Source organism: Streptomyces sp. NPDC096079 (assembly GCF_040303145.1).
GTDB lineage: Bacteria > Actinomycetota > Actinomycetes > Streptomycetales > Streptomycetaceae > Streptomyces.
Window position 1 is genome coordinate 25,047 of sequence record NZ_JBEOST010000014.1, and the last position, 23,630, is coordinate 48,676.

The 23,630-nt window shown below is 72.6% G+C and carries 19 protein-coding genes; 8 read left to right on the plus strand and 11 right to left on the minus strand.

Annotated features, from left to right (window positions below):
* Positions 1–62 precede the first annotated feature (62 nt).
* The 6 genes from ABTY59_RS25540 to ABTY59_RS25565 all read right to left on the minus strand — a co-directional run bounded on the left by ABTY59_RS25540 (position 63) and on the right by ABTY59_RS25565 (position 9,771).
* Entirely contained in the window at positions 63–3,866 is a 3,804-nt protein-coding gene (locus ABTY59_RS25540) for a multifunctional oxoglutarate decarboxylase/oxoglutarate dehydrogenase thiamine pyrophosphate-binding subunit/dihydrolipoyllysine-residue succinyltransferase subunit (protein WP_352021371.1), read from the minus strand.
* A gap of 269 nt (positions 3,867–4,135) precedes the next feature.
* Positions 4,136–5,248, minus strand: a complete 1,113-nt coding sequence (locus ABTY59_RS25545) for a HAMP domain-containing sensor histidine kinase (protein ID WP_403538257.1) — start codon at positions 5,246–5,248, stop codon at positions 4,136–4,138.
* Complete coding sequence (locus ABTY59_RS25550; RefSeq protein WP_030688813.1) at positions 5,245–5,982, minus strand: response regulator transcription factor; 738 nt, start codon at positions 5,980–5,982, stop codon at positions 5,245–5,247. Before ABTY59_RS25550 ends, ABTY59_RS25545 begins: the two co-directional genes overlap by 4 nt.
* Positions 5,983–6,053: 71 nt before the next feature.
* Positions 6,054–6,725 carry a spermidine synthase family protein gene (locus ABTY59_RS25555; protein ID WP_352021372.1) on the minus strand — a complete coding sequence of 224 codons (672 nt, stop codon included), beginning with the start codon at positions 6,723–6,725 and terminating at the stop codon, positions 6,054–6,056.
* An 84-nt stretch (positions 6,726–6,809) separates the two neighbouring features.
* The gene (gene surE, locus ABTY59_RS25560) at positions 6,810–7,874 is read right to left on the minus strand and encodes a 5'/3'-nucleotidase SurE (RefSeq protein ID WP_352021373.1); all 1,065 of its coding nucleotides are present in this window, start codon (positions 7,872–7,874) and stop codon (positions 6,810–6,812) included.
* A 124-nt stretch (positions 7,875–7,998) separates the two neighbouring features.
* Entirely contained in the window at positions 7,999–9,771 is a 1,773-nt protein-coding gene (locus tag ABTY59_RS25565; protein ID WP_352021374.1) for a glycoside hydrolase family 3 protein, read from the minus strand.
* A gap of 184 nt (positions 9,772–9,955) precedes the next feature.
* On the opposite strand from ABTY59_RS25565, the gene ABTY59_RS25570 reads away from it, so the two are divergent.
* Positions 9,956–10,597 carry a TetR/AcrR family transcriptional regulator gene (locus tag ABTY59_RS25570; protein WP_352021375.1) on the plus strand — a complete coding sequence of 214 codons (642 nt, stop codon included), beginning with the start codon at positions 9,956–9,958 and terminating at the stop codon, positions 10,595–10,597.
* Between the two features lie 7 nt (positions 10,598–10,604).
* Here ABTY59_RS25570 and ABTY59_RS25575 read toward each other — a convergent pair whose 3' ends face one another.
* Complete coding sequence (locus ABTY59_RS25575; RefSeq protein ID WP_352021376.1) at positions 10,605–11,138, minus strand: hypothetical protein; 534 nt, start codon at positions 11,136–11,138, stop codon at positions 10,605–10,607.
* 60 nt (positions 11,139–11,198) lie between these two features.
* Positions 11,199–11,855: a GNAT family N-acetyltransferase gene (locus tag ABTY59_RS25580; protein WP_352021377.1), complete on the minus strand. Its 657-nt coding sequence runs from the start codon at positions 11,853–11,855 to the stop codon at positions 11,199–11,201.
* A gap of 130 nt (positions 11,856–11,985) precedes the next feature.
* Here ABTY59_RS25580 and lon point away from each other — a divergent pair, with 130 nt between their 5' ends.
* Together lon and ABTY59_RS25590 are read left to right on the plus strand one after the other, a co-directional pair.
* Positions 11,986–14,397: an endopeptidase La gene (gene lon / locus ABTY59_RS25585; protein WP_352021378.1), complete on the plus strand. Its 2,412-nt coding sequence runs from the start codon at positions 11,986–11,988 to the stop codon at positions 14,395–14,397.
* 99 nt (positions 14,398–14,496) lie between these two features.
* On the plus strand, positions 14,497–15,090 hold the full coding sequence (locus ABTY59_RS25590; RefSeq protein WP_352021379.1) for a DUF4240 domain-containing protein: 594 nt from the start codon (positions 14,497–14,499) through the stop codon (positions 15,088–15,090).
* 195 nt (positions 15,091–15,285) lie between these two features.
* On the opposite strand, the gene ABTY59_RS25595 is transcribed toward ABTY59_RS25590, so the two are convergent.
* Positions 15,286–16,173: a lytic polysaccharide monooxygenase auxiliary activity family 9 protein gene (locus ABTY59_RS25595; protein WP_352021380.1), complete on the minus strand. Its 888-nt coding sequence runs from the start codon at positions 16,171–16,173 to the stop codon at positions 15,286–15,288.
* 237 nt (positions 16,174–16,410) lie between these two features.
* Positions 16,411–17,250, minus strand: coding sequence for a lysozyme (locus ABTY59_RS25600; protein WP_352021381.1), 840 nt, complete (start codon positions 17,248–17,250; stop codon positions 16,411–16,413).
* Between the two features lie 236 nt (positions 17,251–17,486).
* Between ABTY59_RS25600 and ABTY59_RS25605 the strand changes: the two genes are divergently transcribed.
* The gene (locus ABTY59_RS25605) at positions 17,487–17,969 is read left to right on the plus strand and encodes a MarR family winged helix-turn-helix transcriptional regulator (protein ID WP_352021382.1); all 483 of its coding nucleotides are present in this window, start codon (positions 17,487–17,489) and stop codon (positions 17,967–17,969) included.
* A 15-nt stretch (positions 17,970–17,984) separates the two neighbouring features.
* On the opposite strand, the gene ABTY59_RS25610 is transcribed toward ABTY59_RS25605, so the two are convergent.
* Positions 17,985–18,776 (minus strand): hypothetical protein, encoded by a 792-nt coding sequence (locus tag ABTY59_RS25610; protein WP_352021383.1) that lies wholly within the window; start codon positions 18,774–18,776, stop codon positions 17,985–17,987.
* 384 nt (positions 18,777–19,160) lie between these two features.
* Here ABTY59_RS25610 and ABTY59_RS25615 point away from each other — a divergent pair, with 384 nt between their 5' ends.
* From ABTY59_RS25615 to ABTY59_RS25630, 4 genes are read left to right on the plus strand one after another with little or no spacing between them, the layout of a single operon-like run.
* Complete coding sequence (locus ABTY59_RS25615; protein WP_352021384.1) at positions 19,161–22,058, plus strand: sensor histidine kinase; 2,898 nt, start codon at positions 19,161–19,163, stop codon at positions 22,056–22,058.
* The gene (locus tag ABTY59_RS25620; RefSeq protein ID WP_352021385.1) at positions 22,055–22,546 is read left to right on the plus strand and encodes a roadblock/LC7 domain-containing protein; all 492 of its coding nucleotides are present in this window, start codon (positions 22,055–22,057) and stop codon (positions 22,544–22,546) included. Before ABTY59_RS25615 ends, ABTY59_RS25620 begins: the two co-directional genes overlap by 4 nt.
* Before the next feature lie 5 nt (positions 22,547–22,551).
* A complete protein-coding gene (locus ABTY59_RS25625) occupies positions 22,552–22,965 on the plus strand; it encodes a DUF742 domain-containing protein (RefSeq protein WP_352021506.1) in 414 nt (137 codons plus the stop codon).
* The gene (locus ABTY59_RS25630) at positions 22,946–23,629 is read left to right on the plus strand and encodes a GTP-binding protein (protein WP_352021386.1); all 684 of its coding nucleotides are present in this window, start codon (positions 22,946–22,948) and stop codon (positions 23,627–23,629) included. Before ABTY59_RS25625 ends, ABTY59_RS25630 begins: the two co-directional genes overlap by 20 nt.
* Position 23,630 lies beyond the last annotated feature (1 nt).

A 23,630-nucleotide genomic window follows, 5' to 3' on the forward strand; every position in this document is an offset into this window, starting at 1 on the left:
CCGGAGGCCCGGCACCCCCTCGGGGTGCCGGGCCTCCTTCCGTACGCGTACGGAGTGGTCGGTCAGGCGTCGAAGACCTCGTTGACCAGCTGCTGCTGCTCCGCCTGGTGGCGCTTGGCCGAGCCGACCGCCGGGGAGGAGGAGTGCGGGCGGGAGATCCGGCGCAGGCGCTCGCCCGCCGGGATGTCCGCGCCGACCGCCAGGTCCAGGTGGTCGATCAGGTTGAGCGCGATGAACGGCCAGGCACCCTGGTTCGCCGGCTCCTCCTGGGCCCAGATGTACTTCGCGGCGTTCGGGTACTTGGCGATCTCGGCCTGCAGCTCGGCACCCGGCAGCGGGTACAGGCGCTCCAGACGGATGATCGCGGTCTCCGTGTCACCGCGCTTCTGACGCTCGGCCTCCAGGTCGTAGTAGACCTTGCCGGCGCAGAAGACGACCTTGCGGACGTTCGCCGGGTCGACCGTCGAGTCGCCGATCACCGGGCGGAAGCCGCCGGTGGTGAACTCCTCCACCTTGGACGCCGCGGCCTTCAGACGCAGCATCGACTTCGGGGTGAAGACGATGAGCGGCTTGTGGTGCGGGTTGTGCACCTGCCAGCGCAGGAGGTGGAAGTAGTTCGACGGCAGCGTCGGCATGGCGACCGTCATGTTGTCCTGGGCGCACATCTGGAGGAAGCGCTCCGGGCGCGCGGACGAGTGGTCCGGGCCCTGGCCCTCGTAGCCGTGCGGCAGGAGCAGCGTGACGCCGGAGGTCTGGCCCCACTTCTGCTCGGCCGAGGAGATGAACTCGTCGACGACGGTCTGCGCGCCGTTGACGAAGTCACCGAACTGGGCCTCCCAGATGACCAGGGAGTCCGGGCGGGCCAGCGAGTAGCCGTACTCGAAGCCCATCGCCGCGTACTCGCTGAGCAGCGAGTCGTAGACGTTGTAGTGGGCCTGCTCCTCGGTCAGGTAGAGCAGCGGGGTGTAGTCCTCGCCGGTCTCCTGGTCGACCAGGACCGCGTGGCGCTGACCGAAGGTGCCGCGGCGGGAGTCCTGGCCCGAGAGGCGGACCGGGGTGCCCTCCATCAGCAGGGAGCCGATGGCGAGGGTCTCGCCGAAGCCCCAGTCGATGGTGCCGTCGTCGATGGAGGCGGCACGGCGCTGCATCTGCGGGAGCAGACGCGGGTGGACCGTGATCCGCTCCGGGATGCTGACCTGCGACTCGGCGATCCGCTTCACGACCTCCTGGGAGACCGCGGTGGTGACGCCGACCGGGAACTCGGCCTGCGCGTCCGGCACGGTGGTCGACGCCGGGGCGGCGGTGGCCTCGCGGACCTCCGCGAACACCTTCTCCAGCTGGCCCTGGAAGTCCTGGAGCGCCTGCTCCGCCTCTTCGAGGGTGATGTCGCCGCGACCGATGAGCGACTCGGTGTACAGCTTGCGCACCGAACGCTTCTTGTCGATCAGGTTGTACATCTGCGGGTTGGTGAACTGCGGGTTGTCGCCCTCGTTGTGACCGCGGCGGCGGTAGCAGATGAGGTCGATCACGACGTCCTTGTTGAACGTCTGGCGGAACTCGAAGGCGAGCCGCGCGACGCGGACCACGGCCTCCGGGTCGTCGCCGTTCACGTGGAAGATCGGCGCCTCGATCATGCGGGCCACGTCGGTCGCGTACATCGAGGAACGCGAGGACTCCGGGGCGGCGGTGAAGCCGACCTGGTTGTTGATGACGATGTGGACCGTGCCGCCGGTGCGGTAGCCCCGCAGCTGCGACATGTTCAGCGTCTCGGCGACGACGCCCTGGCCCGCGAAGGCCGCGTCGCCGTGGAGGGCGACGGGCAGGACGGTGAAGTCCGTGCCGCCCTTGTTGATGACGTCCTGCTTGGCGCGGACGATGCCTTCCAGGACCGGGTCGACCGCCTCCAGGTGGGAGGGGTTGGCGGCCAGGGAGACCTTGATCTGCTCGCCGTCGAGGCCCGTGAAGGTGCCCTCGGCGCCCAGGTGGTACTTGACGTCGCCGGAGCCGTGCATCGACTTCGGGTCGAGGTTGCCCTCGAACTCGCGGAAGATCTGCGCGTACGACTTGCCGACGATGTTCGCGAGGACGTTCAGACGGCCGCGGTGGGCCATGCCGATGACGACCTCGTCGAGGCGCGACTCGGCGGCCGAGTCGATGACCGCGTCGAGCAGCGGGATGACGGACTCGCCGCCCTCCAGGGAGAAGCGCTTCTGGCCGACGTACTTCGTCTGCAGGAAGGTCTCGAAGGCCTCGGCGGCGTTCAGCCGGCGGAGGATGCGCAGCTGCTCCTCGCGCTCCACGCGGGAGTGCGGGCGCTCGACGCGGTCCTGGATCCACTTGCGCTGCTTCGGGTCCTGGATGTGCATGAACTCGACGCCGGTGGTGCGGCAGTACGAGTCGCGGAGCACGCCGAGGATGTCGCGGAGCTTCATCATCGACTTGCCGGCGAAGCCGCCGACCGCGAACTCGCGCTCCAGGTCCCACAGGGTGAGGCCGTGCTCGGTGATGTCCAGGTCGGGGTGCTTGCGCTGCTTGTACTCCAGCGGGTCGGTGTCGGCCATGACGTGGCCGCGGACCCGGTAGGAGTGGATCAGCTCGAAGACGCGCGCGGCCTTGGTGACGTCGTCGTCGTGCGAGGCGTCGATGTCCTTGAGCCAGCGGACCGGCTCGTAGGGGATGCGCAGGGCCTTGAAGATGTCGTCGTAGAAGCCCTCCTCGCCGAGGAGGAAGTTGGCGACGACGCGCAGGAACTCGCCGGAGGCGGCGCCCTGGATGACCCGGTGGTCGTACGTCGAGGTCAGGGTCATGACCTTGGAGATGCCCAGCTTGTTCAGGGTGTCCTGGGAGGTGCCCTGGAACTCCGCCGGGTAGTCCATCGAGCCGACGCCCATGATGACCGACTGTCCGGGCATCAGACGCGGCACGGAGTGGACGGTGCCGAGGCCGCCGGGGTTGGTCAGGGAGACCGTGACGCCGGAGAAGTCCTCCATCGTCAGCTTGCCCACGCGGGCGCGCTTGACGATGTCCTCGTAGGCCTGCCAGAACTCGAAGAAGTTGAGCGTCTCGGCCTTCTTGATGCCCGCGACGACGAGCTGGCGGTCGCCGTTGGGCTTGACCAGGTCGATCGCGAGGCCGAAGTTCACGTGCTCCGGCTTGACCAGGGTCGGCTTGCCGTCCTTCTCCGCGAAGGAGTAGTTCATCGACGGCATGGCCTTGATCGCCTGCACCATCGCGTAGCCGATGAGGTGCGTGAAGGAGATCTTCCCGCCCCGGGCGCGCTTCAGGTGGTTGTTGATCACGATCCGGTTGTCGAAGAGCAGCTTCACCGGGACGGCGCGGACGGACGTGGCCGTCGGCACCTCCAGGGAGGCGTTCATGTTCTTCGCGACCGCGGCGGCGGGGCCGCGCAGCGTGATCAGCTCGGGGCCGGCGGGGGCCGCCTTCGCCGGGGTGGCCGGGGAGGCGGGCGCGGCCTTGACCGCGGCCGGAGCGGCGGCGGCGGGCTTCGCGGCGGCCGGCGCGGGGGCCGCGGCCGGCTTCACGGGAGCCGCGGCGGCGACCGGGGCGGGCGCGGGGGCCGGAACGGCCGCCGGCGCGGCAGGCGCGGCCTGTGCGGGGCCCGCCTGCGCCGCGGCGGGCGCGCTCTGAGTGGTGGCGGCCGGGGCGGTCGGGGTCTCCGACGCTCCGGGCTTGTAGTCGGCGAAGAAGTCCCACCAGGCACGATCGACTGAATTCGGGTCCTGGAGGTACTGCTGGTAGATCTCGTCGACGAGCCACTCATTGGCACCGAAGGCGGCTGCGGGGCTCACGCCCTGCCCGTCTTGGTGGGCCGGGGAGCTCGGGGTACTGGGGGACTGAGACGACACGGCGGCAACCGCCCTCTTCCGCTTCGCAAGGTGATGGACAGCGGAAATAAAGGCTACGCCTGTCCGGCCGAGAGGTGCAGGCCAGGCACTCCAACGTTGCGCAAGTCACACTTGACAGCGTGTTTCGCCGCCGTGAATGGCGGGAAACAAGCGTGGTTCCGCATGTGTGAGGGTACGGAAAAGCGCGGGCACGGCCCGGTTCGACCGCATCCCTGATCACGTCCCGCTCACGTACACGCAGAACGTTCCCTTCCGGTTCGAACCCTACGTCAATCCCGCAGGGGAAGGCTGCCCGGAAGAGTGACCCTGATGCGGCAGCCACGTGACGATTCGGCCACCCCGATCCCGCCGCCGTGCAGATCCACCGCCCAGCGGGCGATCGCCAGGCCGAGCCCCGTGCCGCCGTCGCTGCCCGGGCCGTGCCGGTCGGGGGACGAGCCCCGGTTGAACCGCTCGAAGACCTTGTGCCGCTCCGACTCCGGGATGCCGGGACCCTCGTCCTCGACCTCCAGCTCCAGCGAGTCCGGGTACGGACCGCGCCGGGCCCGCACCGTGACCCGGCCGTGCGGCGGGGAGTGCTTCACCGCGTTGTCGATCAGGTTCGCCATCACCTGGTGCAGCCGCTCCGCGTCCGCGACCGCGACCAGCTCGGGCGGCGACACGTCCAGGTGCAGGTGCACGTCCGTACGGCGGTGCAGGCCCGAGGTGGACGAGAGGCCGCGCTGGGACGCCGCCAGGTTCGCCTCCCGCAGCACCCCCGACAGATAGGGCCAGACCTCGAAACGGTTCGCCCGCAGCGCGACGACACCGTTGTCAAGACGTGACAGATCCAGCAGCGTCTCCACCAGCCGGCCCAGCCGCTCCGTCTGCTTCAGCGCCGACCGCATCGTCTCCGGATCGGCCTCCGACACCCCGTCCACCACGTTCTCCAGGACGGCCCGGAGCGCGGCGATCGGCGTGCGCAGCTCGTGCGAGACGTTGGCCACCAGCTCCTTGCGGTGCCGGTCGACGGCCTCCAGGTCGTCCGCCATGCGGTTGATCGTCGAGGCGAGGTCGCCCAGCTCGTCCCGCCGGTCCGCGCCCCGCACCCGGCGGCTGAAGTCCCCGCGCGAGATCGACCCGGCCACCGTGTTCATCTCGTCGAGCGGAGCCGTCAGGGACTGCGCCACGAACTGGGTGATCAGCAGGGTCGCGATCATCGCGAAGATCGTGATGTACCGGAACTCCGTGGACGTGCGGATCGCGACCAGGGCCAGGCAGGAGGTCAGCAGGACCGCCCCGACGACGAGGGCGCCCAGCTTGGTCTTGATCGAGATCGCGATCCGGCGCGGCCGCTGCTCGCCGCGTCCCGCGTGCGGCCTCCCGGGCCCCGGCCGGTTCACGGCGCCGGGGTCTCCAGCGCGTAACCGACGCCGTGGACCGTACGGATCCGCTCGGCCCCGATCTTCCGGCGCAGCGCCTTGATGTGGCTGTCCACGGTCCGGGTGCCGGAGGCGTCCGCCCAGTCCCACACCTCCGCGAGCAGCTGCTCGCGGGAGAGGACCGCGCGGGGCGTGCTCGCCAGGCAGACCAGCAGGTCGAACTCGGTCGGGGTCAGGTGCACGTCCTCCGCGCGGACCCGGACGCGGCGCTGGGCGTGGTCGATCTCCAGCTCGCCGAGGCGGAGGATCCCGCTGCGCGGGGTGACCGCCGCGAGCGCGGCCCGCTCCACCCGGCGCAGCAGCACGTGCACCCGGGCGGCCAGCTCGCGCATCGAGAACGGCTTCGTCATGTAGTCGTCCGCGCCGACTCCGAGGCCGACCAGCATGTCGGTCTCGTCGTCACGGGCGGTGAGCATGAGGACCGGGACGGGGCGCTGGGCCTGGACCCTGCGGCACACCTCAAGGCCGTCGAAACCGGGCAGCATCACGTCCAGGACCATCAGGTCGGGCTGCCAGGCCTCGGCCGCGTCGACGGCCGCGGGGCCGTCGGTCGCGGTCTGGACGAGGAAGCCCTCGGCGCGCAGCCGCGCGGAGATCGCCTCCACGATCGTGGCGTCGTCCTCGACCACAAGGACGCGCCGCTGGGCCCCCGGAGTGGCCGCCGCACCGTGGTGAGTGGTGTGTGTCTGCTCCATTGCCCCGCCTCGCGTCGCCGTTGTCGGCTCAGCAGCCTAGAGGCACCGGCGCCGTCCCGGCTATCCAGGAGTTATCCGGGACGGACCGCGAGGTGGACCACGTCGGGGACGCCCCGGGCAACGGGGATCTCTTCCGTCCGTACCCCGCTGAATCCGGCATTCCGCAACGACCCTTCGAAATCGACGGAGGGTCGGGCGGACCACACGGCGAGGATTCCGCCCGGGTTCAGCCGGGCCGCGCAGGTGGCCAATCCCTCGGCCGAGTACAGGGATTCGTTGTCCTCGGTGACCGTCCAGTCGGGGCCGTTGTCGACGTCGAGGCAGAGGGCGTCGTAGGTGTCGGTGGTGGTGCGGAGGTACGCGACGAGGTCCGTGTGCAGGATCACGGTCCGCGGATCGGCGAGCGCGGCCCCGGAGATGGCCGCGAGGGGCCCCTTCCGGTGCCAGTCGATGATCGCCTGCTCGCGCTCGGCGACCGCGATCCGGCCCCAGCGGGGGTCGGCGGCGGCGTGGGCGAGGGAGAAGCCGACGCCGAGGCCGCCGACGAGGACGGAGGCGCCGGTGCGGGACGGCTCGGGAAGGGCGGCGAGGGCCGCGTCGACGAGGAGCCGCTCGGAGCGCCCGTCGGAGGTGTCCATGAGGAACGTGCCGTTGGCGATGATCTCGTGGTGCTCTCCACGGCGGCGGAGGACGACTTCTCCGTACGGACCTTCGCGGCGGTCGAGGGTGACGGGGCTGGTCATGATCACTCCGTGGCTCGTGTGCGAACGGTTCGTCCCGGCCATCCTGCGCGGCGGCGAACGGCCGGGACAAACCCTTAACGAGCCTTACGGGCGCGGGGCTTCGCGCTCCACGTACCGCTCGATCGCCTTCAGCTCGCGGCGGGCGCCGACCGGGGTGCCGTAGGTGCGGTCCCAGGTCACCGGGGCGATCGTGACGCGGCCCTTGTCGAGCAGCCAGGTGGAGTCGGCGTCCTTCCGCCCCTCGGCGCACTCGCCCTCGCCGGTGCCGTCCAGCGGGCAGAGGCCGAGGGTGATGTCGAAGGAGTCGCCGGTCCCGCGCTGCTCGAAGGCGTGGTAGACGACGGCTCCGTCTCCGACGCGGGTCCAGACCGGGGTCCCGGCCCGCTGCCCGGCGCTGACGTCCGGGTAGTCGACCTTGAGGGCGAACTCCGGGGTGAGCAGGTCGCGCTGCCGGAGGCCGGCGACGAGGCGGGCGCCGAACTCGGCGTTGGCGCGGTAGTTGACCCGGGGGAAGCCGGTGTTCGTCTCGTCGCCGGAGGAGGAGAACGCGATCGCGGGCACGTCCTGGTCGATCGCGGCGACGGCGGCGCCGACCGTTCCGGAGTCGTTCACGCTCGCCGAGACGTTGGGGCCCGAGTTGATGCCGGTCAGGACGAGGTCGGGGGCCTCGGTCCAGCCGGCCTTGGCTCTCAGGCCCGCGCGGAGGGCGAGCTTGACGGTGTCGGCGGGGGTGGCGGACGGGGAGTCCTTGACGCAGGGGCCCTCGGAGAGGCAGACGCCGTAGACCGCGCCGCGGGCGGGGGCCTGGGCGCAGTCGTTCTCGTAGCCGGCGGGCAGGGCGGTACGGCGCTGGGCGGTGAGGACGCCGCCGTTGCTGACGGCCGTGCCCTTGCCGGACTGGACCTGCCAGGGGGCCATGACGACGACGTCGGCGCCGGCGGCGCACATCGCGCGGCGGAGCTCGTACAGGCCGAGGCCGTCGGAGTTGCTCGCCCTGGCCGCCTGCATCGAGTCGTCGTTGGAGATCAGGATCCGCATCCCGGCGAGCGGGAGGGGCTTCTCGGTCCTGTCGGGGGTGGTGGCGTAGGCGGTGGCTCCGGCGGCGGCGAGTACGGCCGTGGCGGCGGACAGCGCGAGGTACGTACGCATACGGGGGCGTCCCTTCATGGGCATGACATTCGGTGCGGGAAAGGGGATCCGGGGCCCAGCCCCCCACGGGAGGGCCCCGGATCCTGCGCGGGGTCGTCAGATGCCCCGCGGTCCTGGGGAGATCTCAGATCTCCAGGCCGTGGCCGTGCGGGAGCACGTCGAGGCCGTGGCCGTGCGGGAACACCGGGTCCAGGGTGTCGTTCGGTACGTCCGGCCGGGACGCCTCCACCGCCGCCATCGAGCGCGGCAGCTCGAACGGCAGCCGGCCCTCCGCCTTCGCCCGGCCGAAGACCACGTCGAGGAGGGCCTCGTCGCTCGCGCCGTAGTCGGCGATCAGCGCCGCCGCGTGCTCGGCGATCTCCGGCAGGACGGCCGGCCGCTCCAGGTTCACGCACACCACCGTGGGGACGGCCCTCAGGAGGGCGAGGACGCCGTCCAGCTCCTCCGGGCGGAAGGCGAGGCTGCCGGAGTGGAAGAAGGACTCGAACCTGTTCGGCCGCTCCTCGTACGGGGTGCGGAGCCGCAGCACCGCGAGCTCGGCCCCGGCCGGGTCGGCGACGACCTCGCCGTACGCCGCCGCGACCGCCGGGTCGACGTTCTCCACGTACAGCCTCGGCCGCCCCGGCAGCGGCAGGGGGCCGTCGGTGAGCACGGTGAGCGAGCGGCGCTGGGCGGCGGCGCCCGCGGCCGTGAAGTCGGCGCGGCCCACCGTCTCCGCGGCTTCGTCGGGGTCGACGTACCGGCGAGCGTCGAAGAGCCCGAGCAGGAACTTCTCCCGCAGCAGCCGTCGTACGGAGTCGTCGATCCGCGCCTCGGAGATCCGGCCCGTGGCGACGAGCTCCACGATCACCTCGGGGCACTCCTCGCCGCCGAACTGGTCCACGCCCGCGTCCAGCGCCTTCGCGGCCCGCTCGGCCACGCTCAGGTGCTCGACGCCCCAGGCGCGGGCCACGTGCGTCTCGCCGAAGATCGGGTGGTCCTGGAGCAGGCCCCAGTCGCTGCAGACGATGCCGGTGAAGCCGAGCTCCTCGCGGAGCAGGCCGGTGACGACACCCTTGTTGAAGCCGAAGCCGACCTCCTCCCAGTCGGTGCCGATCGGCTGCCCGTAGTACGGCATCATCTGCGAGCAGCCGGCGGCGATCGCGGCCTTGAACGGCTCCAGGTGGTGCTCGCGCATCCCGCCCGGGTAGACCTGCTCCTTGCCGTGCGGGAAGTGCGGGTCCTCGCCGTCCTTCTGCGGGCCGCCGCCGGGGAAGTGCTTGACCATCGCGGCCACCGAGTCGGGACCGAGTGCGGGGCCCTGGAGCCCGCGCACGTAGGCCCGCACCAGCTCGCCCGTCAGCTTCGCGTCGGAGCCGAAGGTGCCGGACTGGCGCGACCAGCGGGGTTCGGTCGCGAGGTCGATCTGCGGGTGGAGGGCGGTGCGGAAACCGACGGAGAGGTACTCGCGGCGGACGGTGTCGGCGAACGCGTGGACGAGGTCCGGGTCGCCGATCGCGGCGAGGCCGAGCGCCTCGGGCCAGGCGGAGAAGGCGCCGGCGTTGAAGGAGGCGCCGATGTTGTCGGTGAACGTGTGGCGGGGGTCGGTCGACAGGGAGACCGGGATGCCCAGCCGGGTGCTCGCGGCCATCTCCTGGATCGCGTTGTGCCACAGGGCCATCTCGCGGGCGCCGTAGGTGCCGAGCAGGTTGAAGTGGGTGAGCTGCCGGTCCTCGACGAGCTGCCGGGTGGTGAGCTCGATCGTCTCGCCGTCCGCCTCGGTCACCGGGGTGCCGTCGGCGTTCATCGTCAGCATCGTGTGGAAGAGCTGTCCGGCCTTCTCCTCCGGCGTCATGCGGGAGAGGAGGTCCTCGACGCGCTCGGCGACGGGGCGGGAGGGGTCCTGGTACGGGTGCATGGCTGGCTCCGGGGGCTGACCGACCGGTGGCCAGGGGGAGGGCGCCACCGGTGCCGGGCCGGCGGCGGGGCCGGTCCCGGGCGACCACAGGCTAAGCGCGAAAACCGAGTGACCACTAGGTTTCTGGATTGTGTCCTGGATCACAGGACAAAAGCCCCATCCAGGGCCCGGCTAAGGTGACCGCATGCCGGAGAACACGGGCCGAACGAACCGCAGGACCGCAGGCAGGGGCGGATACGCGGTCGGTGACGCGCGCCGCCAGAAGATCCTGGACACCGCCGTCGAGCACTTCGGGCAGTGGGGCTTCCACGCCTCCTCCCTCGCCCGGATCGCGCACGACTGCGGGATCACCCAGGGCGGCCTGCTGCACCACTTCCGGAGCAAGGAGGACCTGCTCCTCTCGGTCCTCGCGCAGAGCGAACAGCACGACGAGGAGCGACTGTTCGGCGTCGCCCCCGACTCGTACGCCGACTACCTCGAAACCCTCGTCACCCTGATCGAGGAGAACACCCGCCGCCCCGGCATCGTCCGGATGTTCAACGTCCTGGTGGGCGAGTCCGGCGACGTCGCCCACCCCGCGCACGCGTACTTCAAGGAGCGCTACGCGCGCGTGCTCCGGCACACCGTCGACCTCCTGGAGGAGGGCGTCCGGCGCGGCGAACTCCGCGCCGACACCGACTGCCCGTCCGTCGCCCGGGAACAGCTCGCCGTCATGGACGGCCTCCAGATCCAGTGGGCCCTCGACCCGTCCTCGCTGGACATGCCGGCCCGGGTCGGCGCCTACCTCCGCCGCAGGTACGCGGAGATCGCGGCGCCCGGCGGGTGAGGGCAGGTCACCTGCCCGTCGGCGGGCCGCCCTCCGGGAGGGCGGCGAAGACGCGCTGGAGGGCCGGCGGGCGCTCGCCGTCGTCCGCGACGACCAAGCGGTGGCGGTAGGTCACGGAGTACTGGAAGCCGTCCGCGATCGGCTCGCCGGTCGGGCGCTCCGGGACCAGGGCGTACGCGGGGTCCTCCAGGGCCGCCCGCAGCTCGGCGGCCTCGGCGGGGGTCTGGGTCCCGGTCCGCGGCGGCCTGGCGCCCGAGCGGATGGTCCAGGAGCCGTCGTAGTGGACGACGAGCCGGTTGCGGACGCCCGCGAGGCCGCCGTTCACGACCACCTCGACGAGGACCTCGCCCGGCTGCGGGTCCTCCGCCGGCGCCCCCGGTCCCGTCGTGGGGCCCGGCACGGCGGGGGCGCTCGCGCTCGACGGCGAACCGCCGGGCGCGGACGGCGTCCCGGGGCCGCAGCCGCTCACGCCGGCGACCAGAGCCCCCGCCAGCAGCAGGGTCCCGCACCAGGTCCACGTTCCCCGTACGCCTCGCACCATGGAACCGAGCATGCCCCCTCGGGGGCCCCGCGCGCAGCGGGACGGCGGGGATTCCACCCGTCAGCGGCCCTCGGGCCCCTCGGGTCCGGTGCGGACGATCCCGGTGAGCGGTCCCCGGTACCGCCAGTCCAGCGAGTCGTAGAGCGCGAGGCCGTCCGTGGTCGCGGCGAGTATCCCGGTCACGGCACCCGCCTGCGCGGCGGCGGCCTCCAGGGTGCGCATCACGTTCGAGCCGAGCCCCCGGCGCCGGTGCGCGGGATCGGTCTCGATCTGGTCGGCGACGGCGGTGGAGCCCGTCGGGGCGATCTGGCCGCGGGCGGCCAGGGTGCCGTCCGGGGCGAGGATCCGCACCCGGACGACGCCGTCCTCGACCTCGGTGGTCCTGGCGTACCCCTCGGGCGGCGCCGGGCGGACGCCCGGGTCCAGCGGCTTGACCATCATGAAGCCCGGGTCGTCGGGGACGGTCCAGCCCTCGGTGATCCAGGACGCGGCCTCCGCCGGCTCCGCCATCACCTTGAGCCAGCTGTACGGCGCGGTGAGCCGGGCGCAGAGCGCGCCGACGGAGGCCGCGTCGGGGGCGGGCAGGACGTGGCGCACGACGTGCCGGGGCAGGCCGACGTCGATCCGGTAGCCCCAGGGTTCGGGGACGGCGGCGGGGGTGCCCCGGGAGACGGTCCACCCGGCGACCCAGGCATTGGTAATAGCTGCAATATCCATGAGGGCATTACATAGGCTCCACGCGGGCGTGTGGGAGGTGATCGCTCAGAGCGAACGGACGTCCGGGAACATCTTCGGGCTCACAAGCATTGAGTGCGTATAGCTCAACTTGACTGCCGAAGGGGAGATCATGGCTTCTGAGTCCATGGCGTCCGTGCCGCTCACTCTGCCTGTGCTGCCGCTCGACGACGAGGTCGTGCTGCCCGGAATGGTGGTGCCGCTGGACCTGTCCGACAACGACGTACGGGCCGCCGTCGAGGCCGCCCAGGCCGCCGCCCGCACCGGATCGGGCAAGCCCCGCGTGCTCCTCGTGCCGCGGATCGACGGGACCTACGCGGGCACCGGCGTCCTGGGCATCGTCGAGCAGGTCGGCCGCCTGTCCGACGGCGACCCCGGCGCGCTCATCCGCGGCCTCGGCCGCGTCCGCATCGGCGCCGGCACCACCGGCCCCGGCGCCGCCCTCTGGGTCGAGGGCGGCACCGTCGAGGAGACCCTGCCCGACCCGCTGCCCGGTTCCGTGACCGAACTGGTCAAGGAGTACAAGGCGCTGGCCACCAGCTGGCTCAAGAAGCGCGGAGCCTGGCAGGTCGTCGACCGCGTCCAGCAGATCGACGGCGTCGGCGCACTCGCCGACAACTCCGGATACTCGCCCTTCCTCAGCGTCGAGCAGAAGGTCGAACTCCTGGAGACCGCCGACCCGGTCGCCCGCCTCAAGCTCGCCACCGCCCAGCTCCGCGAGCACCTCGCCGAGCAGGACGTCGCCGAGACCATCGCGAAGGACGTCCAGGAGGGCGTCGACAAGCAGCAGCGCGAGTTCCTGCTCCGCCGCCAGCTCGAAGCCGTCCGCAAGGAGCTCCGCGACCTCAACGGCGAGGCCGAGGGCGACGAGTCCGACGACTACCGCGCCCGCGTGGAGGCCGCCGACCTGCCCGAGAAGGTGCGGGAGGCCGCCCTCAAGGAGGTCGAGAAGCTGGAGCGGTCCAGCGACCAGTCCCCCGAGGGCTCCTGGATCCGCACCTGGCTCGACACCGTCCTCGAACTCCCGTGGAACGAGCGGACCGAGGACCGGTACGACATCCGGGGCGCCCGCGCGGTCCTGGACGCCGAGCACGCCGGGCTCGACGACGTGAAGGAACGGATCACCGAGTACCTCGCGGTGCGCAAGCGGCGCTCCGAGCGCGGCCTCGGCGTGGTCGGCGGCCGCCGCGGCGGAGCCGTCCTCGCCCTCGTCGGCCCGCCCGGCGTCGGCAAGACCTCGATCGCGGAATCCGTGGCCCACGCCATGGGCCGCACGTTCGTCCGCGTCGCCCTCGGCGGCGTGCGCGACGAGGCGGAGATCCGCGGCCACCGGCGCACCTACGTCGGCGCCCTGCCCGGCCGGATCGTCCGCGCCGTCAAGGAGGCCGGGTCCATGAACCCGGTGGTCCTGCTCGACGAGATCGACAAGGTCGGCTCCGACTTCCGCGGCGACCCCGCGGCGGCGCTCCTCGAAGTCCTCGACCCCGCGCAGAACCACACCTTCCGCGACCACTACCTGGAGGTCGAGCTCGACCTCTCCGACGTCGTCTTCCTGGCCACGGCCAACGTCCTCGAAGCCATCCCCGACGCGCTCCTCGACCGCATGGAGCTGGTGCGCCTCGACGGCTACACGGAGGACGAGAAGGTCGTCATCGCCCGTGACCACCTGCTGCCGCGCCAGCTGGAGCGGGCCGGTCTGGAGCCGGGCGAGGTCGTCCTTGAGGAGACCGCGCTGCGGAAGCTGGCCGGGGAGTACACCCGCGAGGCCGGCGTCCGCACCCTGGAGCGGTCGATCGCCCGGCTGCTCCGCAAGGTCGCGGCCCAGCACGAACTGGGCGACCGCGAGCTGCCGTTCGCGATCGGCTCCGAGGACCTCCGGGACCTCATCGGGCGGCCGCACCACGTGCCGGAGTCGGCCCAGGACCCGGCGGAGCGGCGGACGGCCGTGCCGGGCGTCGCCACGGGCCTGGCCGTGACCGGCGCGGGCGGTGACGTCCTCTTCGTGGAGGCCTCCCTCGCCGACCCGGAGACGGGCGCCGCCGGGCTCACCCTCACCGGTCAGCTGGGCGACGTGATGAAGGAGTCGGCGCAGATCGCGCTCTCCTTCCTCCGCTCGCACGGCGCGGAGCTGGAGCTGCCCGTCACCGGACTCAAGGACCGGGGCGTGCACATCCACTTCCCGGCGGGCGCGGTGCCCAAGGACGGGCCGAGCGCGGGCGTCACCATGACGACCGCCCTCGCGTCCCTGCTGAGCGGCCGGCTGGTCCGCACGGACGTGGCCATGACCGGCGAGGTCTCCCTCACCGGCCGGGTGCTGCCGATCGGCGGCGTGAAGCAGAAGCTCCTCGCCGCGCACCGGGCGGGCATCACGACGGTCGTGATCCCCAAGCGGAACGAGGCCGACCTGGACGACGTCCCGGCCGAGATCCTGGAGAAGCTGGAGGTCCACCCGGTGACGGACGTCCGGCAGGTCCTGGAGATCGCCCTCGCCCCGGCCGTCGTGCCGGTGGACGTGGCCGCGTAACTCCCCGTTCACCGAAGCGGGGTGCCGATCCGGCACCCCGCTTCGGCGTACCGGGAACCCGGTACCCGGATGTCGGTCGGGACTGGCATGCTCGTACGCATGAACGACGACGCCTTCTGGGCTCTCATCGACGAGTTGAGCCGCAGGCCCGGGGACCGGGACGAGCGACTGGAATGGCTGCGGGCCGAGTTGCTACGGCGCCCGGCGGCCGAGAGCGTGGAGTTCCAGGTGCGTCTGGAGAGGGCGACCGAGACCGCCGACACGCGCGCGCTGTGGGCGGCGGCGGACCTGGTCGAGGGCGGCGACTGCTCGGACGACGGCTTCCACTACTTCACCCTCTGGCTGATCGGCCAGGGGCGGAAGGTGTACGAGTCGGTCCTCGCCGACCCGGACGCGCTGGCCGACGTGCCCGGCGTGCGGGCGCTGGTGGGCCGGCACCGGGACACCTGGGAGGACGACGAGTGGCCCGAGTGGGAGGAGCTCGACTACGTCGCGCAGGACGCGTGGGACGAGCTGACGGGCCAGGAGGGCGACGACGGCGAGGAGTTCCTCGACGCCGTGGAGGAGGCGGAGGACGCCGCGGCCGCGGCGGGGGAGTGGGAAGAGGGCGAGACGTCCCGGGGATCTCTGCCGGAGGGGTGGGCGATACCCCGGCTCACCGCCCTCTTCCCGGCGGGTGCCTCCCGCTCCTAGGAGCGGGAGGGGACGCGGTCGCGGCGCACCGACGCGTCGCGATCGCGGGAGCCGCGGGGCTTCCTCCGTCCGTCGGGCGCGCGCGGACGTCGGCCCGGGGCCGATGCCTCCGCGTCCCCTCGTCCGTCGGGCCAGCGCGGACGTCGGCTCAGGCGCGGATGCCCCCGCGACTGTCGGAGCCCCGCGGCCGTGGGCTCAGGACGCCGACGGGGTGCGGCGGCGGCTCAGGAGCAGGCTGCCGCCGGCGAAGACGGCGAGGGCCGCCGCGCCCGCGAGGGCCGTCGGGAGCGGCGAGGAGGGCGCCTCGGCGGTCTCGGCGGAGAGGGCCGGGGGCTGCTCGTCGCCGCCGTGGCCCGCGTGGCTCACGGTGGAGAGCGAGGCGCCCGCCGCGATCGTGGCCTCCGTCGGGGCCTGGGCCTGCTTCTGGGCCTGGGCGCCCGTCGCCGCGCCGCCGAAGGTGACGTCCGAGCAGCTGTAGAAGGCCTCGGGGCTGTCGTTGCGCTGCCACACCTTGTAGACGACGTGCCGTCCGGTGCGGGCCGGGAGGGTGCCGGTGAAGGCGTAGTAGCCGTCGGTCGCGGTGCGGGTGGTGTTGTAGACGGCGACGGGGGTCGGGTCGAGGTCCGACCACTTCAGGGGCTTGGTCGGGTCGAAGCCCGCCTTGGTGATGTAGAGCGTCATGGTGCCCGAGTGCGCGGCCGTCACCCGGACCTTGAAGTCGAAGGGGCCGGCGGCGACGGCCGTCGAGGGCCAGTCGGTGCGCGCCCAGTCCAGGGCCCGGTACTTCTCGCGGTTGGCCGAGCAGAGCTTGCCGTCCGGGATGAGGGCCTGGTGCTGCCCGGCGGCGTTGGCGATGTTGACCTCGTTCCAGTCGTAGAGCGGCTGGGTGCCGGAGTCGGCGACGAGGTCCTTGCACACCTGGGACTTGGGCGTCTCGGGGCCCTCGGCGTAGCAGGCCGCCACTCGGCTCACGGGGTTGAAGACGGCCCCGTGGGCGCTCGCGGTGGTGGGGGTGAGGCTGACCAGGGCTGCGGCGGCGGACAGGGCGGCGACGCCGGTGGCGGTACGGCGGTAGGGGGCCATGCGGGGGCTCTCTCTCGTGCGTGGGGAGTACGGAACGAGCAACGCGCGGAGGACGCACGGACGTTGGGATCCGGGCGACCGGCGGGAGGAAGCCTCGCATTGGTCCATACCAATGGGCAAGGGGGCGGGTCGAAAAAGCCGCGGCGGCCCCCCGGGGTGCCGCACGCCCGGGAAGCCGCGGCGGCCCCCCGGGGTGCCGCACGCCCGGGAGGCCGTCGGAGGAGAGGAGCGGCCGGGTCAGCCGTTCGCGAGCGCCTGCACCCGCGAGTAGTCGCCGTTGAAGTGGTTGTGGTCGCCGACCGTCGGGCCGGAGGACGTGTACTGCCAGATCGTGTAGTACGGCCAGCCGGCCGGGAGTTCGCCGACCTCGGAGGCGTACCGCGCGATCCACAGCGGGTTGGTGGAGGAGAAGGCCGAGGAGTTGCCGGTGCACTGCTTCCACCAGCTCGTGGCCGTGTAGATCACCGCGTCGCGGCCCGTCCGGGCCTTGTACCGGTTCACGAAGTCCTGGATCCAGGCGACCATCCCGGCCGCCGACTTGCCGTAGCAGGTCGCGCCGTACGGGTTCCACTCGATGTCGAGCACGCCCGGCAGGGTCCTGCCGTCCTTCGACCAGCCCCCGCCGTTGTTGACGAAGTAGTCGGCCTGGGCGGCTCCGGTCGTCGTGTCCGGGGTGGCGAAGTGGTACGTGCCGCGGATCATGCCGACGTTGTAGGAGCCGTTGTACTGCTGCGTGAAGGACGTGTTCTTGTAGTACGTGCCTTCCGTCGCCTTCACGTAGGCCCACTTGACTCCGCTGTTCCACAGCGTGGACCAGGCCACGTTGCCGTTGTGGCTGGAGACGTCGACGCCTTCGGTCTGCGCGGCCAGGCCGGCGGCTCCGCCGGCCCGGGGAGCCTGGCCGTCGTGGGCGATCACGCCCATGCCCATGTGGGCGGAGCCGCGGGCGGGGGTCGCCTGCCGGGCGCCGGGGTCCTGGGCCGCGGTGGCGGTGCCGGAGAGGCCGAGGGGGAGGAGGAGGGCCAGGGCCGCGAGGGTGGCGCCGGCGAGGGTCGTTCCGGATCTGTGCACACGCATTGCGTGCCTCCGAAAGGCTCGGTGGGGGAGCGGTGGCGGCGGGACCCGTGACACGTACTGCAATGGACATGTCATTCAGGGCTGCCGGAGAAGACGCTACGCACGTAGACCCGCCCGATGGAAGGGGGCCTGGTTGCCGCCGTTGGTCTACGCCTGCGAAATACTGAAGGAGCTGCGGCGATGGACGCCGCCGGAAGAAACTTTCAGCGACCGGAAAGCGCGCGGGAGGTGCTGACGTGCACGGAAGCGGTACGGGAAATGAAGGCCGGGTCATCGCCGGAGGTGGTGTGGACCAGGAATTCCTCGCCCTGGAAAGGGAACTGGCCGTCTTCCTGAGGCGCGCCCGCGCCCAGTCCGGCGAGATGGCCCGCGAGGTCCACCCCGAACTGGAGCCCGCCGCCTACGGACTCTTCGTACGCCTCGACGACGCCGGACCCCAGCGGGCCACCGAGCTCGCCGGATACTTCGGCGTCGGCAAGGCCACCATGAGCCGCCAGCTCCGCGCCCTGGAGGACCTCGGGCTCGTCGCCCGCGACCCCGACCCCGCCGACGGCCGCGCCTCGCTCGTCCGCCTCACCGAGGAGGGCCGCGACCGCTTCCGCAGCGTCCGCGACGCCCGGCGCGAACGGTACGTCCGCAAACTCGCCGACTGGGACCGCGCCGAGGTCGCCGAACTCGCCCGCCTCCTGAACCACTTCAACGTCCGCTCGGAGGGCTGAGCGGGGCACGGGCGGTCAGCGGTCCGACAGCTCCGCGTACACCGCCGTCGCGTCGTCGTGCAGCTTCCCGCGGCGCACCCCGCCCGCCCGTGCCGCCTCCGTCTCCAGGGCCCGCACCCGGCGCAGCAGGCCGGCCGGGCCCTCCGCGCGCAGCAGGCCGAAGCAGTCCGCCCAGTCGCCCGCCCCGAACAGCTCCACCCAGCGGCCGGCCCCGTCCGTGAGCGCCGCCAGGGCCCGCACCTCCGCGCGCGGGCTCCTTCCGGTCACCGCCCGCTCCGCGACCGCCGGGTCCGCCGCGGCCGTGAAGAACCCGCCCTCCCGGTTCCGCAGCCGGTCCGTCGCCGCCAGGGAACGCAGCACCTCGTCCGGCACCCGGTCGAGGCGGTCGTCGAGCACGGCCCGTACCGTCCCGTCCGGGGCCTCCAGGAGGAGGGCGGAGTCGGAGAGGACGAGGTGCTCGACCGCCACCTCGTCCCAGCGGGCGAGGACCACGGTCGCCTGCGGCGTTCGCACGTGAGAAAGGTCACAGGTGTCGCGGTGGGCGTCCGCGGTGCGCCGGATTGCCAGCGACAGGATCTCGGACAGCGGCATGTCCCGGCGGGAACCGGACAGTTCGGTCAAAGCCCCGCCGAGTCGCGCGGTGAACCACGGGACCGTGTGCACACAACCGTCATCACCGGCGGGAGGTGTGACGCCGTCCAGCAGGACGACCGTCCCCCCGCTCCCCGCGGCGGGCAGAGCGGCGGCGACCCAGTCCTCATTGGGACGTTCGGGGCTGCCGGGAAGGGAGGCGACGTCGCTGCGCATGGCATCCAGTGTGGCCCGCCCCCGCGCCATCCCCGGCGACATCCTTCACCGGACCTGCAAATGACCTGAAATGGCCTGTACCAACCCCAGGGAAGCGGCGCGCGAGACGGAAGGGACGCCTTCGGCGAACTGCGGGCGCGCATCCTGCCAAAGGCCGCCCGGAAGATCCAACCGGCGCCCCGGAAAGGCCCCCGGCACCCGCCGCCGGAAGTTGTTCCCCAACTACGGAGTGTTGTTCACTCGTTCGGGTGGCGGAGCGGCCGATGCCCGTCCCCTTGCCGGAAGCGCTGGAATGGTCGGAAGCCGTACCAGGGGTGGGGGCGCTCCATGTGACCGGCCGTCACCTCTGCTTCATCGGCGGACGAATCAAGAATGCGAGCACCGGTGCAGAAGAAGCGGCCTCGGAGCAACAACGGCACGCAGAGCCAGACCCCCGGTGAGCCGCAGGCCCCCGCCGGCCGGCCCAAGCGTGTCCGCAACCGGCTGGTCGCCGGCGTCGCCCTCGTCGGCGTCACCGTCCTCGCCGCCGGCGCTCCCGCCGTCCTCGCCGCCTCGACGGAGCTCACCGAGTCCCAGCGCCTCGTCACCCTCGCCGAGCTCGACCGCCAGGCCGTCACCCTCGCGCACTCCCTCGCCGACGAGCGCGACGAGGTCGTCGCGTACATCGCCGCCGGACGCGACGCCCAGAGTGGCGACGCCCGGCACAAGCGGCGGATCACCGACGCGAGGTCGACCCGGGTCGACCGCCAGATCGACGAGATCAGGCCCGCCGCCCCCACCGAGCTCCGCCGCGACCTCGCCGGCCTCCCCTCCGTCCGCCGCGCCGCCCTGACCGGCAAGGGCACGGCCCTGGAGGCGCACAAGGCGTACTCGGACATCATCGGCAAGCTCCAGGCCCTCGCCGGCGAACTCGCCGACAAGACACCGGCCCGCGCCTCCGACGCCGCCCTCACCGAGGCCACCCGCGCCCCCGCCGCCCTCGGCCGCGCCGTCGAACAGGCCTCCGTCACCCGCGGCCTCCTCGTCGCCGCGCTCTCCGTACCGGAGCCCGAGAGCACCGGAGAGCTCCACTACGACGCCGAGAGCGGCACCTACGTCGCCGACGAGCCCGAGGGCGCCGCCGAGGCCGGGCGGGCCCGCGACGGCCTCACCGCCGCCGCCCAGCAGGCCCGCGTCCGCGAACTCGCCGCCCTCGGCGACTTCGACCAGGCCGCCGGGGCCACCGCGCGCGACTCCCTCGCGGCCACCGTCACCGGCCCCGACGTCAAGAGCGCCGAGCTCGCGCTCGCCTCCCTCACCGACCAGCCCCGGCTGACCGAGGCCGAGCGCGGCACGGACCCGGCCGCCCTGGACGCCGCCCTCTCCGCCCGCATCGAGCAGATGCGCGGCGTCGAGTCCGCCCTCGCCACCGAGCGCGTCGAACGGCTCGCCGCACTCCGCGACGACGACGTCGAGGCCCTCGAACTGCGCATCGCCTTCCTCGGCGGCTGCCTCCTCGTCGCCATCGGCGTCTCCACCTACGTCGCCCGCACCCTCACCCGGCCTCTCGCCGTGCTCCGCCTGGGCGCCGCCCGCCTCGCCGCCGCCCCCGAGCCGCACACCGAGGAAGCCGTCCGCTTCACCGGGCGCAACGACGAGTTCGCGCAGGTCGTCCGCTCGCTGAACGCCCTGCACGGCAAGCTCGCCGGCCTCGCCGCGCAGACCGAGCGGCTCACCGACGAGCGCGCCGAACTGACCGCCGCCAAGGAGGCCGTCGGTGCCGAGCTCGCCGCCCAGCGCGCCGACCTCCAGGGCCGGGTCGCCCTCCTGACCGCCGACCTCGAACGGCTCAAGGACACCGTCCACCACACCTTCGTCAACCTCTCGCTGCGCAGCCTCGGTCTCGTCGAGCGGCAGCTCGGCGTCATCGAGAAGCTGGAGGAGCGCGAGCAGGACCCGGACCGCCTCGCGACCCTCTTCAAGCTCGACCACATGGCGACCGTCATGCGCCGCCACAGCGAGAACCTCCTCGTCCTCGCCGGTCACGAGCACGTCCACGGTCACGCCGGACCCGTCCCGCTCGTCGACGTGCTGCGCGCCGCCGTCAGCGAGATCGAGCGGTACGAGCGGGTCACCATCCAGTCCCTGCCGCCGCACGCCCAGGTCGCCGGCTTCGCCGCGGACGACCTGAGCCACCTGGTCGCGGAACTCCTGGAGAACGCCACCTCCTTCTCGCCGCCCGACGCCGAGGTCCAGCTCTCGGGCTGGCTCCTGGAGAGCGGCGAGGTGATGCTCTCCGTGCAGGACTCGGGCATCGGCATGGCCGTGTCCCGCTTCGCCGAACTCAACGCGCGCCTGTCCGAGGCCGACCCCGAGGCCTTCGAGGGCGAGGGGCTCGGCATGCGGGTCGTCGCCCTGCTCGCCGCCCGCCACGGGGTCCGCGTCGAGCTGCGCGAGCAGAAGCCGGGCGGCACGGCGGCCGTGGTGGTCCTGCCGCTGGCCCTGCTGCCCAGCACACCGCCGACGGCCGTGTCGGAGCCCGTACGGGTCGCGGGCGTCACGCCCGTGCTCCAGCTGCCCGGCTCCGCCGCCGAGGCCAACTCCAACACCCTGCCGTCCCGGACCAGGGACCCGCTCGTGCAGGCGGCGGAGGCCGCGTTCCTGGCGGCGGAGACGCAGGAGGCCCGGGAGCACGCCGCCGAGGCCGAGGCCGCGCCGTACGTCTCCGAGGCAGCGGCCCCGGGACAGGCCCCGGGACAGGCCCCGGGACAGGCCCTGGAGTACGCCCCCGAGGCGCAGGCCCCGCGGGAGACTCCGTACGAGGCCGTGGACGAGACCCTGGACGAAGCCCCGCCCGGGGCCCCGTACGAGTCCGTCTCCGAGACCACGCTCCAGGTCCGGCTGCCCGACCCGCCGCCGGAGCCGGACGCCCACGAGCGCGCCGCCGACGGCGAGCAGCCGCCCTCCACCGAGGCCCCGGCCGTCGCGGCACCGGCCTCCGAGGCCCCGGCCGTCGACGGGACCGTGCCCGGACCGCGCCCCGCGCAGTGGGAGCGGGTCACCGACAAGGGCCTGCCCAAGCGCACCCCGCAGGTGGTCCGCCAGCCCGAGGCCGCCGCCAGGCCGCGGCAGGGCGGCGTGGACGCGGAGGCGCTGCGCCGCAGGCTCGGCGGCTTCCACCAGGGCGCCAAGGCCGGGCGCAGGGACGTGGAGGCGGAGCTGGACACGGCGCGCGACGAAGCCGCGAGGACCGCACGTACAGAGGAGATGACGGGGGACACAGTCGAGGAGGCACGCAGTTGACCGCGACGGGAACGTTCGGACTGAGTACGGAAGCCCGCAACCTGCAATGGCTGCTGGGGAATCTGGTGGAGGAGGTCCCGGGTGTCCGCTCGGTGGCCGTCGTCTCCTCCGACGGCCTGATGCTGCTCTCGTCGGACCCGGCCACCCAGCAGGCCGCGACGGAGGCCGCCGGAGCGGGCCGTCCCGGCGGGCCGCGCGGGTCCAGCGCCGACCTGGCCACCATCGTCTCCGGCATCGGCAGCCTCACCGTCGGCGCCGCCCGGCTGATGGACGGCGGCGGGGTCAAGCAGACCATGGTCGCGATGGAGGAGGGCAGCGTCTTCGTCATGTCGATCAGCGACGGCTCGCTGCTCGGCGTGCACGCCACCCCCGACTGCGACATGAGCGTCGTGGCGTACCACATGGCGCTCTTCGTGGGCCGCGCCGGTCATGTGCTCACCCCTGAAGTCCGCAGCGAGCTGCGCAAATCGATGGAGAGCACCCAGTGACCGCGATGTCCTCCGCCGGCGGCGCCTTCACCCTGCCGGTGCGGGGAGAGGGACGGCGCCCCGCGCGCGTGCGCCCGTACTCGCTGACCGGCGGCCGTACCCGCTTCGGGCACATCCTGCTCGTCGAGACCTTCGTGGCCGCACTCGAAGCGCCCGTCGCCCGCAAGGTCCTGACGGACGGCGGGCCCGCCGTCCGCGGCCTGATGCCGGAGATGCGGGCCATCGTCGAGATCTGCCGCCGCATGCGGACCGTCGCGGAGATCGCGGCGCTCCTGAAGATGCCGTTGGGGGTCGTCCGGGTGCTCCTCAGCGACCTGGCCGACCAGGGAAAGATCCGTGTGTACGGGACCGGTCACGGCACCGGCCAGCCCGACCGCGCGCTCCTCGAAAGGGTGCTGAGTGGACTCCGTCGTCTCTGACGCCACCGCCGTCTCCGAAAGCCCGGCGCTCGCCGGGATCCCCGCCCAGCCGGGCGCCGAGGATCCGGTGCCCGACGCCGAAGAGGGCGCCCAGGACTGGCAGCTCGACCACTCCCGCGCGCCGATCGCGACGAAGATCGTGGTCGCGGGCGGCTTCGGCGTCGGCAAGACCACCTTCGTCCGCGCCGTCTCGGAGATCACCCCGCTCCAGACCGAGGCGCTGATGACCCGGGCGAGCGAGGACACCGACGACCTCACCGCCACCCCGGACAAGCTCACCACCACGGTGGCGATGGACTTCGGCCGGATCACCCTCGACAACGACCTGGTGCTGTACGTGTTCGGCACGCCGGGGCAGCAGCGCTTCTGGTTCATGTGGGACGACCTGGTGCGCGGGGCGATCGGGGCGATCGTCCTCGCCGACACGCGGCGGCTGACCGACTGCTTCCCCGCGCTCGACTACTTCGAGAGCTGCGGGCTGCCGTACATCGTGGCGGTCAACCACTTCGAGGGCACGGACCTGTTCGAGGCGGACGACGTCCGGGAGGCGCTGACCGTTCCCCCGCACGTCCCCGTGGTGATCATGGACGCGCGCAAGCGGTACAGCGTGGTCGAGACCCTGCTCGCGATGGTCGCGCACGCCCTCGACGCCACGCCCGAGTAGC

Coding starts and splice junctions, on each gene's coding strand:
- ABTY59_RS25575 (WP_352021376.1), bottom strand. CDS start 11,138: ATGGTGCGAGGCGTACGGGGAACGTGGACCTGGTGCGGGACCCTGCTG.
- ABTY59_RS25565 (WP_352021374.1), bottom strand. CDS start 9,771: ATGCACCCGTACCAGGACCCCTCCCGCCCCGTCGCCGAGCGCGTCGAG.
- ABTY59_RS25580 (WP_352021377.1), bottom strand. CDS start 11,855: ATGGATATTGCAGCTATTACCAATGCCTGGGTCGCCGGGTGGACCGTC.
- lon (WP_352021378.1), top strand. CDS start 11,986: ATGGCTTCTGAGTCCATGGCGTCCGTGCCGCTCACTCTGCCTGTGCTG.
- ABTY59_RS25625 (WP_352021506.1), top strand. CDS start 22,552: ATGTCCTCCGCCGGCGGCGCCTTCACCCTGCCGGTGCGGGGAGAGGGA.
- ABTY59_RS25600 (WP_352021381.1), bottom strand. CDS start 17,250: ATGCGTGTGCACAGATCCGGAACGACCCTCGCCGGCGCCACCCTCGCG.
- ABTY59_RS25595 (WP_352021380.1), bottom strand. CDS start 16,173: ATGGCCCCCTACCGCCGTACCGCCACCGGCGTCGCCGCCCTGTCCGCC.
- ABTY59_RS25610 (WP_352021383.1), bottom strand. CDS start 18,776: ATGCGCAGCGACGTCGCCTCCCTTCCCGGCAGCCCCGAACGTCCCAAT.
- ABTY59_RS25550 (WP_030688813.1), bottom strand. CDS start 5,982: ATGGAGCAGACACACACCACTCACCACGGTGCGGCGGCCACTCCGGGG.
- ABTY59_RS25590 (WP_352021379.1), top strand. CDS start 14,497: ATGAACGACGACGCCTTCTGGGCTCTCATCGACGAGTTGAGCCGCAGG.
- surE (WP_352021373.1), bottom strand. CDS start 7,874: ATGCGTACGTACCTCGCGCTGTCCGCCGCCACGGCCGTACTCGCCGCC.
- ABTY59_RS25555 (WP_352021372.1), bottom strand. CDS start 6,725: ATGACCAGCCCCGTCACCCTCGACCGCCGCGAAGGTCCGTACGGAGAA.
- ABTY59_RS25570 (WP_352021375.1), top strand. CDS start 9,956: ATGCCGGAGAACACGGGCCGAACGAACCGCAGGACCGCAGGCAGGGGC.